This is a genomic window from Pseudomonas sp. Sample_14, from assembly GCF_004307515.1.
In the GTDB taxonomy this organism is placed as follows: domain Bacteria; phylum Pseudomonadota; class Gammaproteobacteria; order Pseudomonadales; family Pseudomonadaceae; genus Aquipseudomonas; species Aquipseudomonas atacamensis.
This window is the reverse complement of record NZ_RCOC01000088.1, coordinates 149,925-160,950: the sequence shown is the minus strand read 5'-3', so window position 1 is coordinate 160,950 and position 11,026 is coordinate 149,925. Positions and strand designations below refer to the sequence as shown.

Here is an 11,026-nt window from a genome sequence, read left to right as displayed (position 1 = left end):
CGAAAGCGGTGTGACAGGCGATGATGATGTTGAATGTGCCGACGCCTTCGCGGGCAAGCCCGCTCCCACAGGGGATTTGGGGTGCGACAAAGATCGTAGATTTGCCCCGGATCACTGTGGGAGCGAGCCTGCTCGCGAAAGCGGTATGACAGGCGATGATGATTTTGAATGTGCCGGCGCCTTCGCGGGCAAGCCCGCTCCCACATGGGGTTTGAGGTGCGACAAAGATTGTAGATCTGCCCCGGACCATTGTGGGAGCGAGCTTGCTCGCGAAATCGGTGTGTCATCCAACGTGGATGTATCTGATCTGGCGCCTTCGCGAGCAGGCTCGCTCCCACAGGTATCGGCGTTTTGCTCAGATGATTTGTGATGTCAGCGGTTGTATTTCAGCGCTTCGACAAACGCTGCAAACGCTGCCGAGCTCTGGCGCCTGTTGGGGTAATAGAGGTGATAGCCCTGAAACGTCGGGCACCATTCTTCCAGCACTTCCACCAATCGCCCGTCGGCCAGATACGGCGCGACCAATTGCTCGGGCACGTAGGCCACGCCGATGCCGTCCACGGCGGCGTTGAGCACATGCATGATGCTGTTGAACACCAGTTGCCCATCGACCTTCACGCTGAAATCCTGACCCTTGTGCGCAAACTCCCAGGCGTAGATCGCGCCGGCCGGTTGGTGGCGGATGTTGATGCAGGTGTGCTCCATCAACTGATGCGGCGTGGCGGGTGCCGGGTGACGAGCGAAGTACTCGGGCGAGGCGACCACGGCCAGGCGCCAGTCCGGGCCGATGCGCACGGCGATCATGTCTTTGCTGATCGATTCACCGAGACGGATCCCTGCATCGAAGCGTTCCTTGACCACATTGGTAAATCCGTAATCGACGTAAAACTCCAGGGTGATGTCCGGGTAGTCCTGCAAAAACTGCGCAAGCATCGGCCGGATGCACAATTCGATCTGATCGTCCGTGCAGGAAACGCGGATCGTGCCGCTGGGCTTGTCGCGCAATTCACCAAGGGCTTCGAGCTCGGCGCTGATCTGCTCGAACAGCGGCGCAATTGAGTGCATCAAGCGTTCGCCAGCCTCGGTCGGCGAGACATTGCGCGTCGTACGAGCGAGCAAGCGGATACCCAGACGTTGCTCCAGCGCGCGCACCGTATGGCTCAGCGCAGACGGCGTGACGCCGAGGCGGGCGGCAGCCTTGGTGAAGCTTTGCTCTTGGGCCACCGCCAGAAAGGCCTGCAGGTCGTTGACTTTGGCGTTGCTCATTGCTGAATTTTTCTCAAAAGCACATGAAGATTACCGCTACTAATCAAGTTAAGCCCGATCCGTCAAGCTTTGCAGCCTGAGTAACGGGGCAGAAGTGCCTCGATGATTTCTTCTTCAAGACAGGTTTTCGCATGACGGCTCAAGTAATCGACACCCCGACAGCCCAGGCCATGGAAGCGTCCACTGACGGCGAGCAACCGGCGTACTGGAGCGGCGTGTTCGCTATGACCCTGTGCGTCTTCGCGCTGATCGCTTCCGAGTTCATGCCGGTCAGTCTGCTCACGCCAATGGCCACGGACTTGCACATCAGCGAAGGCCTGGCCGGCTATGGCATTGCCATCTCCGGCGCGTTCGCGGTGCTGACCAGCCTGACGATCAGCAGGCTCGCCGGCTCGATGGATCGCAAGCGCCTGTTGCTGCTGTTGACCGCGCTGATGTGTGCGTCCGGGCTGGTGGTCGGCCTGGCGCCCAATTACACGGTGTACATGATTGGCCGCGCATTGATCGGTGTGGTGATTGGCGGCTTCTGGTCGATGTCAGCGGCGTTGGCCATGCGTCTGGTGCCGTCCGCCAGCGTGCCCAAGGCATTGGCAATTTTTAACGGCGGCAATGCCTTGGCGACCGTCGTGGCTGCGCCGCTGGGCAGTTATCTGGGCAGCGTGATTGGCTGGCGCGGGGCGTTTTTCTGCCTGATACCGGTGGCGCTGATTGCGCTGCTTTGGCAGTGGATCAGCTTGCCCGCACTCCCGGCCGCGCCGCGCAAAGCCAGCGCAGCCAATGTTTTTGCGTTGTTCAAAAGCCGCCGCGTGGCGTTCGGCATGCTCGGCGCAGGTCTGTTCTTCATGGGCCAGTTTGTTCTGTTCACCTACCTGCGACCGTTTCTGGAGACCGTGACCCGGGTCGACGTTTCGATGCTGTCGATCATCCTGCTGGTCATTGGTGTGGCCGGGTTTATCGGCACTGTGATCATCGGGTCGGTGCTGAAGTCAGGTCTGTACAGAGTCGTGATCGCCATTCCGCTGCTGATGGCGGTGATTGCTGTCGCGCTGATCGGGCTGGGCAGTTCAGTGCTAGCAGTGTTCGTGTTGCTGGGCTTGTGGGGACTGATCGCCACGGCAGCGCCGGTAGGCTGGTGGTCGTGGCTGGCGCGCACGCTGCCCGACGATGCCGAAGCCGGCGGTGGGCTGATGGTGGCGGTGGTGCAGTTGTCGATTGCCTCGGGTTCTACCATCGGTGGTCTGCTGTTCGACGGCAGCGGTTATCGGCTGACGTTTTTCGCCAGCGCGGCATTGCTGGTGCTGGCGGCGCTGATGACCTGGCTGACGTCGCGGCAGACAGCCTGAATCAGCTCTCGGTGTTTTCGGCCGAGGCCTGCGCCGCTTCGGCTTCCAGCTTCAGGCGGTCGGCCTTGCAGATGTATTTGGTCTTTTTCGGCGCCAGTTTGGCATTGGCCTTTTTGGCCTTTTCCTTGAACAACTGCTGCAGCTTCTTTTGACGATTCATGATTTTTCGATCAGGGGTGGAGAGGGTGGGAATCCTGACGCAAGGCCGAGTGGTCAGCAAGAAGAAATCCACTAAGCTGAGCACATTCGCCCATACTCTAGAGCATCCCCCAACCGAAGGAATCGCACATGAGAAAAGCTCGCAGATTGATTACCGCGTTGTCTTGCCTCGCGCTGGTAATCGGCAGCACGACGGCACTGGCTGACCCCGGCAATGGCAAGGGGCAGGGTGGTCAGGGCGGCCAGGGCAACGGCAAGGGCAAACCGCAAAACATGCAGGATCACGGTAAACAGGGCGGGGGCGGCCAAGGCAATGGCAACAAGGGCCAGCAACACTCTGGCAATGGTGGCGGCCCGAGTTTCGATCGCGGCAATATTCTCGGCATCATCGATGGTTATCGCGGCCAATACTGGAATCCGGGGCCGCCGCTGCCGCCGGGTATTCAAAAGAATCTGGCGCGGGGCAAACCGTTGCCCCCGGGTATCGCCAAGAAGCTGGACGGGCGCATGCTCGGCCATTTGCCTCGTTATGACGGCTACGAATGGCGACAGGCGGGCACTGACCTCATTCTCGTTGCGCTGGCCACCGGGCTGATCTACGAGGTGCTCAACGGCGCGTTCGATTGATTGTTGAAAGAGGAGCGGCAGCATGTGCCGCTCCTTTTTTATGTGTGTATTGCTGCAGCCTTTGCAGCAATGAACTGCATTCAGGCTGGGTTGTTCGTTGATTGCTGCGCTTTCAGACTGAGCTCAACGCTTAACGAATGAATGGAGATGACCATGGCCAACGCAATCCGCTTCACCGCAACGGGCGCACCGGATGTCCTGCAATTGCGCACTGTCAGCGAACAGGCCCCCGGGTCCGGCGAGGTCTGGCTGGAGCAAGCGGCGGTGGGCGTCAATTACCTCGATGTCAGCCAGCGCAAAGGTGCGGTACCAGTGGCGTTGCCGTCGGGGCTGGGGCTGGAAGGCGCGGGTCGAGTGGCGGCGGTCGGTGCCGGTGTGAGCAATGTGCGCGTCGGTGATCGGGTCGCTTACGCCACTGGCCCCTTGGGCGGTTACGCCTCGGCGCGGTTGTTTCCGGCAGAGCGGCTGGTGAAGATTCCCGAAGAGTTGACGTTCGAAGACGCGGCGGCGGTGTTGTTCAAAGGCATCACCGCGCAGTATCTGCTGAAGGCGACTTATCCGGTCGGGCCGGGCACGACAATGCTCGTTTACGGCGTCGCGGGAGGCCTGGGGGAAATCATGGTGCCATGGGCCAAACACCTTGGCGCAACGGTGATCGGTGTGGTGTCGAAGCAGGCCAGTGTCGACAAGGCTCGCGCGTCCGGTTGTGACGAAGTACTGGTGTTCGATGCCGAGACTCTCGCCGCCGATGTGGTGCGTATCACCGAGGGGCGCAAGGTCGATGTGGTGTATGACCCGATTGGTCGGGTGTCTTTTCAGGCCTCGCTGGACAGCTTGCGCCCACGCGGATTGATGGTCTCGTTCGGCGCGCAGACCGGCGCGCCGGCAGCGGTGGAAATGGCCACGCTGAACGCCAAGGGCTCGCTGTTCCTGACCCGTCCGTCGCTGGCCGCGCACACCGCCACGACAGCTGAATATCAGGAGCGCGCGCAAGATGTGCTGGCCGCTGTTGCCGCCGGTATCATCACGCCGCAAATTCGCGCGCGTTATTCATTGGCTGACGCGGCACAAGCGCACGCCGATCTTGAATCGGGCCGATCATCAGGGGCGATCATTTTAAAACCATGAATCTGGATGTTCTGAGCAACCCGCACAGCGATGAAATCGCTGCTTTCCTGGCCGTCGCCGCGCAAGGCTCGTTTGTCGCGGCGGGGCGTTTGTTGCAGCGCCATCCGACCATCGTTTCCAAGCGCCTTGCGGCGATGGAGAAGCGACTCGGCGTGCGGCTGGTGGAGCGCTCGACGCGACACGTGCGTATCACCGAGGCTGGCCTGCAACTCGAACAGCGCCTGCGCGCGGCCGTCGAGTTGATGAACGAAGCGCAGCAGCAAGCGGTGCAGGTTGCCAGCGAAGTACGCGGCACCCTGCGCCTGGCCTTGCCGGCGGCGATGGGGCGGTTATGGCTGGGGCCGCTGCTGCCGGAATTTCTCAAGGCTCACCCGCAGGTCTCGCTGGTCGCCGATTACAGCGAAGGCCTGGTCGACATCATCGAGCAGGGCTTCGACGCGGCTATTCGCATCGGCGAGCTTGAGGACAATCGCCTGATTGCAAAAAAGCTCAGTGACCATCGTCGGATTCTCTGCGCATCGCCGGCCTACATCGAGGCCCACGGCATGCCGCAAACCGCGCAGGATCTGCTGCAACACAATTGCCTGCGCTTCAGCGGGCTGGCGTCGTTCCCGCTGTGGCGACTGCATCGCGGCAACGAAGTGCAGACCATTACGCCACACGGCAACCTGACCGCCAGCGACAGCGAATCCCTGCTCGCCGCCGCCCGCGCCGACGCCGGCATACTCGGTGCCGGCGACTGGCTGATGAGCCGCGATCTGGCGGCAGGGCGGCTGATTCGCGTGCTGCCCGACTGGCATCTGGATTCGGCGGGCGGCGTTTATCTGGTCAGATCGTCGTCGCGGTTTCCAGCGGCGGCGGTGGTGGCGTTCAAGGAGTGGATCGAAGCGAAATTCGAGACCGGGCCACCTTGGGCGGTTTGAGCACAACCTGCATCAAGACCGACACTGACCCCGTGGGAGCGAGCCTGCTCGCGAAAGCGCAGTGTCAGTCATGGATGATCTGGTTGACCTGACGCCTTCGCCAGCAGGCTCGCTCCCACAGGTTTCGTGGCTTGCTCAGAAACTCCCGAACGCCCAAATATCCAATGTGAGAGCGAGTGCCAATTTGGGCGCACAAAAAAGCCCGGCATCGCTGCCGGGCCTCGGTATCTTCAGCACTTTACGCGGCGATCTTGTTGGCCGCCATTTCCTTTTTGTGACTGGCTTTCATGGCTTCCATCTGTGCGCCCAATTCCTCGAGTTTTGCCTTGCCCAGAAGCTTCTGCGCTTTCGGGAACATTTCCTGTTCTTCCTCTTCGATGTGGTGCTCCAGCAGTTCCTTGACCACTTTGACCCGACCAGCAAATTCCGGGGTGCCTGGATCGGTTTCTTTCAGATCAGGCAGTACCAGCGAATCCACGGTGCGGTGCTCTTCCTTGGCTTCGTAATACATGATGTCTTCTTCCTTGCTGCCGGCTTCCTTGAACGCAGGATAGAGAATCTCTTCTTCGAGGCGGGTGTGGATGGTGATTTCCATTTCCAGTTTGCCCAGCAACTCGACGCGTTTTTTCAGCGCGCGGTCGGTGGACTCACTCAGTTGGCTGAGGATGGCTTTGACTTTTTCATGGTCGGCTTTGAGAAGGTCGATAGCATTCATTTTTGAGGCCTCTGCTTTTCACGGATTGAACACAGCGTTCTTTTTTTCGCGCTGCTGTGTATTCAGGAAGAGGCTATCGCAGGACTCATGCCAACTCGCTGATCGAGCGCAATCCGTCTAAATCAAGGGCTGGCATCGAAGCAGGCACAATGCTTTCGTGCAGCCTGCAAGAAATCCGCGTGGCGGGCATTGCATATAACAAGCCCGGCAAAAGCCGGGCTGCGGGTGATGCTTGAGACGGGCCTGCGTCCTTGCTTAGCGGCTGGCCTGGGAAGGCGAGCCGCGACCGATATGCTTGGGCCCCGCCAACGCCCAGGCGATCAGGCCGAACAGCGGCACGAACACGATCAGCACGATCCACACGCCTTTATTGCTCGATTTCCCCTCGCTTTTGCGCACCCGGTTGATGGCCCAAAGCTCGATCAGCACGAGAATGACCGCCAATACGATCCACACGGTTTCGATTTGCATAGGCTTAACTCCTGATGGTCTGTGCGTTAGGCGGCGAGAGGTGCGTTGGGTTCATTCTTTTTGCCTGGGACGAGCGGACGCGGTGATACCCGGTTGCAAAATAAATGTCTGGTCGCCGCTGCGCCCTATATCCTCTGCGCCACACGTTTAGGCTGGAACAGGGACAGGGCAATGGCATTCAGGGTGATGGTCGTCGGTGGTTATGGCAATTTCGGCAGTATCGTTTGTCGGCATCTGGCGCAGATGCCAGAGATTGAGCTGCTGCTGTCGGGCCGCGATGCGCGCAAGTTGCAACGCCAGGTCGCTGAGCTGCAAGCGCAGTCGGGCCGAGCTTGCGAAGGCTGGTGCGGTGATGCGATGGGCGCAGGTTTTCAAGCGGCGTTGCGAGAGTTGAATATTCAGTTGGTGGTGCACACCGGCGGGCCGTTTCAGGGGCAATCCTACGCAGTTGCTGAAAGCTGCATCGATGCCGGGGTCAATTACTGCGATCTGGCTGACTGCCGCACCTTCGTCAACGGCATTGATGTGCTCGACGCCCGCGCCAGGGAGGCTGGTGTGGCCGTGCTCAGCGGTTGCAGTTCGGTGCCGACCTTGTCTTCGGCGATCATCGATCAGCAGCGCTCACGTTTTGCGCGAATCGACTCGATCGAGCATGGCATTTCTTCCTCGGCGAAGATGCCTGGGCTGTCCACAGTCGAGGGCGTGCTCGCCTACGCAGGCAAACCGATCAAACAATTGAAAAACGGCCAGGTTCACGAAGTATTGGGCTGGCTCGACCTGACCCTGCGCAGCATGCCGCAACTGGGCAAGCGGGTGCTGGCCAATGTCGATGTGCCGGACATGGATATTTTCGCTCGCCGCTATGGCGCACAGACGCTGCGCTTCAAGGCTGGCGCCGGCCTGAAGCTCGGCGGTGTCGCCAACGCCTTGCTGGCGCAAGCCTTGCGCTTCGGTCTGGTGCGCGATCATGTGCGCTGGGCGGCGCGTCTGCATCGACTGGGCACGTGGTTCGAACGCTTCGGTGATGGCAAAAGCGCGATGTACATCGATGTTCAAGGCATTGGAGTTGACGACCAGCCGCTGAGCATGACCGCGCAACTCACCGCACTGAATGACAAAGGCCCGGAAATCCCCAGCTGCGCCGCCGTCGCCCTCGCAACCAAAATGGCGCGGGGTTATGCACCGCAACCTGGCGCGCGGCCGTGTGTTGGCGAAATCAGCGTCGATGAATATCTGGCGGCGATCAACGATCCGGCCAACTTGAGCCTGTCGGTTCAATTCTCCGATGGGCAGCGTTGAGATGGTCTATCTGTGCCTGAAGTACCTGCATGTAATCGCGGCGATTTTCCTCTTCGGTTTCGGCATGGGTTCCTACCTCTACCTGATCGCCGCCAGCCGCAGCGGCAACCCGCAAGTGATCGCCCATGTCGCACGAATGGTGGTGCGCTTTGATACGTGGATCACCACGCCGGCCGGGTTTGTGCAGGTCATTACCGGCTATCTGCTGATGCGGCTCTCGGGGCTTTCGATGAGCACCGAATGGCTGCTGACTTCGCTGATCATTTTCTTCTGTGTCGGCGCGTTGTGGCTGCCGGTGCTGGTGTTGCAAAAGCGTTTGCAGAGCATGGCGCTGAGCGCGGGCGAAGGTAGCCTGCCTCTGGATGATCGCTACGCGAGCACGTACCGCTGGTGGTTCTGGATGGGCGTCGTCGGGTTCGCCGGGATGTTTGTCATCGTGCTGATGATGGTGACGAAGATGACGCCGCTGCAACTGATCGGGTCAGCCGTGGGCCTTTAGAAAACGGCTTTCGTGATCCGCAGTCGGCAGCAGACAAGTGTCGTACTTGCCGAACAGCCGATACCGATTCAGCGCGATGCGATCGTAAGCCCAGTCGCGCAGACGACGCGGGAAGATCCGCAGCAGTTTCAGCGGCTGCCAGCGCCCTGGCAGTTGCCCGACCACTTCGAGAAACGCATCCGAGCGTTCCCAATAATTGCGGTCGCGGATCACCGCCATGGTGTCGAACTCGTCCAGCGGCAAACCGGCCCACGCCAGCAAGGCCTGGCCCTCGGGCGATTGCACGGTCGCCAGCCGCACGCGGCGCTGACGGTCATACCGAATCAGAAAACGCGCCCAGCCGTTGCACAGTTTGCACACACCGTCGAACAGCACCACGGTTTCGCCTGGCTTGAGCAATGGCGCGGGGGTGGGGCGGGTTTTCATGGCAGGCATAGGCGGATGTCCTTGGCGGCGGTTGTCGCGATCATAACCTTGATCACCGGACTATAAGAGTGAATCGCGCCGGTATTGCCCCGGCGATATTCCGTGCACGCGGCGGAAGGCAGCGCCAAACGCCGCGTCGGACAGATAGCCCAGTGACGCGGCGACAGTGGCCACATTGTCCCGGCCATTGCGCAAGCGGAACGCGGCCACGCGCATCCGCCAGCGCGTGGCGTACTCGACCGGCGCTACACCCATGCAAGTTTTGAATAACACCGCGAAACCCGATCGCGACATGCAGGCAATCTCGGCCATTTGCGTCAGTCGCCAAGGCATCTGCGGAGCAGCGTGAATGGCGCGCAACACGCCGGCAATCGCCGGTTCCCGCAGTCCACCCAGCCACGCCAGTTGTTCGGCATCCGCGCTGTTGATGTGATGGCGCAGCGCATGGATGAAGATCAGCCGCAGCAGGTCGTTGCACATCGCCTGCGAGCCAGGCTGATGCGACGGCCACTCGCGCCCCAGTTCATCCAGCAGCCAGCCGAACGACGAGGCGCCTGCGGTTTCGGCACGAATGATCAGCGAGGTCGGCAGCACGTTGAGCAGTTCGGTTGCGCCGGGTCCCGACAGCGACACGCTGCCGCCCAGCAACTCGACTTCCTCGCCGACACCGAACGTTGCCGAGGCTTCGTCATGGGCGAAAACCTCCGCTGCATTCACCGCCTCGACGTCGGCGCCGCTGGCCAGAATGAACGGCGTGCGCGACACCACAAAACAGTCGCCGGCCTGCAACAGGCGCGCCGGCATGCCTTGCATGCGCAGCCAGCATTCGCCTCGTCGCACCACGTTGAATTTCAGTTCGATGGGTTGGAAACGCAGCGCCCAGACACCGCCCGCTTGCAAGCGAACCGAGCAGGCTGCGCGCAGTTCCGAGAGTGCCAATACGGCAGAGAGTGGGTCGCCAGCAGGATTTTGGATGATCACGACAGAAACCTGGATTTATCAGACTGGTTCGTCCCGAGAGCTTAGCCAAGAATGAAGGCCTTCGATAGCTCACTCAGGATTACGCCCATGGCCACGCTTCAACAACCTGTGCAATCACCGTTCAACGCCGCCAGCACAGCGGCTGAAGTCATGGCCGGCATCGATCTGCGCGGGCAGCTCGCTGTGGTCACCGGCGGCTATTCCGGCCTCGGTCTGCTGACGGTAAAAAGCCTCGCGGCGGCAGGGGCGCAAATTATCGTGCCGGCCAGAGATACCGCGCGAGCTGAGGCTGCATTGGCTGGAGTGGACGGTGTCCGCGTGATGCCCATGGACCTCATGCAGGCCGAGTCGGTGGCGGCGTTCAGCCACAGCGTGGTCAGCGCGGGTCAGCCAGTGTCCTTGCTGATCAACTGCGCCGGAATCATGGCCGCGCCGTTGCTGCGCGATGCCGATGGCCATGAGAGCCAGTTCGCGACCAACCATCTCGGTCATTACCGCCTGATCTGCGGCCTCTGGCCCGCGCTGGTCAAGGCTGGCCAGGCGCGGGTGCTGTCGGTGTCCTCGCGCGGGCATCAGATTGCCGGAGTCGACTTTGATGACATCGATTTCCTGCAACGGCCGTATGACAAATGGGTCGCCTATGGCCAGTCGAAAACCGCCAACGCCTTGTTTGCCATCGCACTCGATCAGCGTGGGCGTAGCCAAGGTGTTCGCGCATTTTCATTGCATCCGGGGCAGATTCTGACGGATCTGGCACGGCACCTCAGCACAGCGGAGCTTGCCGCATTCGACGCGCTGGATGAGCAGGGCCGGCCACGGCTGGATGCGCACAATGGACTGAAAACTGTCGAGCAAGGCGCGGCGACGGGGTTGTGGTGCGCGACCAGTGCATTGCTTGCGGATTTGGGCGGCGTGTATTGCGAAGACTGCAATGTTGCGCCGATCAATGAACCGGAAGCAGGCCGCAAGGGTGTTGCGAAATGGGCGGCGGATGCTGCGCTGGCTGAGCGACTGTGGGCGGTTTCGGAGCTATGGACGGGGCTCACGGTCGCATAAATCGAGTCAAAGGCCAAAAGCCCCTCACCCTAGCCCTCTCCCGGAGGGAGAGGGGACTGACCGAGGTGTTTAGTAGAAATTCGCCGACCTGCAATACCGGGTCGAACTCAGGTTTTGAACAGCACCCAAATCG

At 60.8% G+C, this 11,026-nt stretch carries 13 protein-coding genes; 7 read left to right on the top strand and 6 right to left on the bottom strand.

Going from position 1 to position 11,026, the window contains the following annotated elements; translation table 11 throughout:
• Nucleotides 1–372: 372 nt before the first annotated feature.
• Nucleotides 373–1,266, bottom strand: a complete 894-nt coding sequence (locus tag D8U61_RS21365) for a LysR family transcriptional regulator (RefSeq protein ID WP_130903302.1) — start codon at nt 1,264–1,266, stop codon at nt 373–375.
• 131 nt (nt 1,267–1,397) lie between these two features.
• Here D8U61_RS21365 and D8U61_RS21360 point away from each other — a divergent pair, with 131 nt between their 5' ends.
• Nucleotides 1,398–2,609 (top strand): MFS transporter, encoded by a 1,212-nt coding sequence (locus tag D8U61_RS21360; RefSeq protein ID WP_130927622.1) that lies wholly within the window; start codon nt 1,398–1,400, stop codon nt 2,607–2,609.
• Between the two features lies 1 nt (nt 2,610).
• Here D8U61_RS21360 and D8U61_RS21355 read toward each other — a convergent pair whose 3' ends face one another.
• Nucleotides 2,611–2,769 (bottom strand): DUF2986 domain-containing protein, encoded by a 159-nt coding sequence (locus D8U61_RS21355; RefSeq protein ID WP_130888064.1) that lies wholly within the window; start codon nt 2,767–2,769, stop codon nt 2,611–2,613.
• 128 nt (nt 2,770–2,897) lie between these two features.
• On the opposite strand from D8U61_RS21355, the gene D8U61_RS21350 reads away from it, so the two are divergent.
• The 3 genes from D8U61_RS21350 (at nt 2,898) to D8U61_RS21340 (ending at nt 5,446) form a co-directional block, all read left to right on the top strand.
• Complete coding sequence (locus D8U61_RS21350; protein ID WP_130888063.1) at nt 2,898–3,395, top strand: anti-virulence regulator CigR family protein; 498 nt, start codon at nt 2,898–2,900, stop codon at nt 3,393–3,395.
• A gap of 153 nt (nt 3,396–3,548) precedes the next feature.
• The gene (locus D8U61_RS21345; RefSeq protein ID WP_130888062.1) at nt 3,549–4,523 is read left to right on the top strand and encodes a quinone oxidoreductase; all 975 of its coding nucleotides are present in this window, start codon (nt 3,549–3,551) and stop codon (nt 4,521–4,523) included.
• Complete coding sequence (locus D8U61_RS21340) at nt 4,520–5,446, top strand: LysR family transcriptional regulator (protein WP_130927621.1); 927 nt, start codon at nt 4,520–4,522, stop codon at nt 5,444–5,446. The genes D8U61_RS21345 and D8U61_RS21340 overlap by 4 nt, the downstream gene beginning before the upstream one ends.
• 238 nt (nt 5,447–5,684) lie before the next feature.
• Here D8U61_RS21340 and D8U61_RS21335 read toward each other — a convergent pair whose 3' ends face one another.
• Both D8U61_RS21335 and D8U61_RS21330 read right to left on the bottom strand, forming a co-directional pair.
• The gene (locus tag D8U61_RS21335) at nt 5,685–6,161 is read right to left on the bottom strand and encodes a hemerythrin domain-containing protein (RefSeq protein ID WP_024012575.1); all 477 of its coding nucleotides are present in this window, start codon (nt 6,159–6,161) and stop codon (nt 5,685–5,687) included.
• 255 nt (nt 6,162–6,416) lie between these two features.
• The gene (locus D8U61_RS21330) at nt 6,417–6,632 is read right to left on the bottom strand and encodes a PLD nuclease N-terminal domain-containing protein (protein WP_016774306.1); all 216 of its coding nucleotides are present in this window, start codon (nt 6,630–6,632) and stop codon (nt 6,417–6,419) included.
• A gap of 171 nt (nt 6,633–6,803) precedes the next feature.
• On the opposite strand from D8U61_RS21330, the gene D8U61_RS21325 reads away from it, so the two are divergent.
• Both D8U61_RS21325 and D8U61_RS21320 read left to right on the top strand, forming a co-directional pair.
• Entirely contained in the window at nt 6,804–7,931 is a 1,128-nt protein-coding gene (locus D8U61_RS21325; RefSeq protein ID WP_125926093.1) for a saccharopine dehydrogenase NADP-binding domain-containing protein, read from the top strand.
• A gap of 1 nt (nt 7,932) precedes the next feature.
• Complete coding sequence (locus D8U61_RS21320) at nt 7,933–8,430, top strand: DUF2269 domain-containing protein (RefSeq protein WP_125926184.1); 498 nt, start codon at nt 7,933–7,935, stop codon at nt 8,428–8,430.
• Here D8U61_RS21320 and D8U61_RS21315 read toward each other — a convergent pair.
• Complete coding sequence (locus D8U61_RS21315; RefSeq protein ID WP_125926094.1) at nt 8,413–8,865, bottom strand: thiol-disulfide oxidoreductase DCC family protein; 453 nt, start codon at nt 8,863–8,865, stop codon at nt 8,413–8,415. The genes D8U61_RS21320 and D8U61_RS21315 overlap by 18 nt on opposite strands.
• A gap of 51 nt (nt 8,866–8,916) precedes the next feature.
• Nucleotides 8,917–9,837 (bottom strand): AraC family transcriptional regulator, encoded by a 921-nt coding sequence (locus D8U61_RS21310; protein WP_241663644.1) that lies wholly within the window; start codon nt 9,835–9,837, stop codon nt 8,917–8,919.
• Nucleotides 9,838–9,924: 87 nt separating this feature from the next.
• Between D8U61_RS21310 and D8U61_RS21305 the strand changes: the two genes are divergently transcribed.
• On the top strand, nt 9,925–10,893 hold the full coding sequence (locus tag D8U61_RS21305; protein ID WP_130927620.1) for an oxidoreductase: 969 nt from the start codon (nt 9,925–9,927) through the stop codon (nt 10,891–10,893).
• Nucleotides 10,894–11,026 lie beyond the last annotated feature (133 nt).

Excerpts from the sequence above, each read along its gene's own strand:
- D8U61_RS21320 (WP_125926184.1), top strand. The coding sequence starts at position 7,933 with ATGGTCTATCTGTGCCTGAAGTACCTGCATGTAATCGCGGCGATTTTC.
- D8U61_RS21305 (WP_130927620.1), top strand. The coding sequence starts at position 9,925 with ATGGCCACGCTTCAACAACCTGTGCAATCACCGTTCAACGCCGCCAGC.
- D8U61_RS21365 (WP_130903302.1), bottom strand. The coding sequence starts at position 1,266 with ATGAGCAACGCCAAAGTCAACGACCTGCAGGCCTTTCTGGCGGTGGCC.
- D8U61_RS21355 (WP_130888064.1), bottom strand. The coding sequence starts at position 2,769 with ATGAATCGTCAAAAGAAGCTGCAGCAGTTGTTCAAGGAAAAGGCCAAA.
- D8U61_RS21345 (WP_130888062.1), top strand. The coding sequence starts at position 3,549 with ATGGCCAACGCAATCCGCTTCACCGCAACGGGCGCACCGGATGTCCTG.
- D8U61_RS21350 (WP_130888063.1), top strand. The coding sequence starts at position 2,898 with ATGAGAAAAGCTCGCAGATTGATTACCGCGTTGTCTTGCCTCGCGCTG.
- D8U61_RS21335 (WP_024012575.1), bottom strand. The coding sequence starts at position 6,161 with ATGAATGCTATCGACCTTCTCAAAGCCGACCATGAAAAAGTCAAAGCC.
- D8U61_RS21325 (WP_125926093.1), top strand. The coding sequence starts at position 6,804 with ATGGCATTCAGGGTGATGGTCGTCGGTGGTTATGGCAATTTCGGCAGT.
- D8U61_RS21360 (WP_130927622.1), top strand. The coding sequence starts at position 1,398 with ATGACGGCTCAAGTAATCGACACCCCGACAGCCCAGGCCATGGAAGCG.
- D8U61_RS21340 (WP_130927621.1), top strand. The coding sequence starts at position 4,520 with ATGAATCTGGATGTTCTGAGCAACCCGCACAGCGATGAAATCGCTGCT.
- D8U61_RS21330 (WP_016774306.1), bottom strand. The coding sequence starts at position 6,632 with ATGCAAATCGAAACCGTGTGGATCGTATTGGCGGTCATTCTCGTGCTG.
- D8U61_RS21315 (WP_125926094.1), bottom strand. The coding sequence starts at position 8,865 with ATGCCTGCCATGAAAACCCGCCCCACCCCCGCGCCATTGCTCAAGCCA.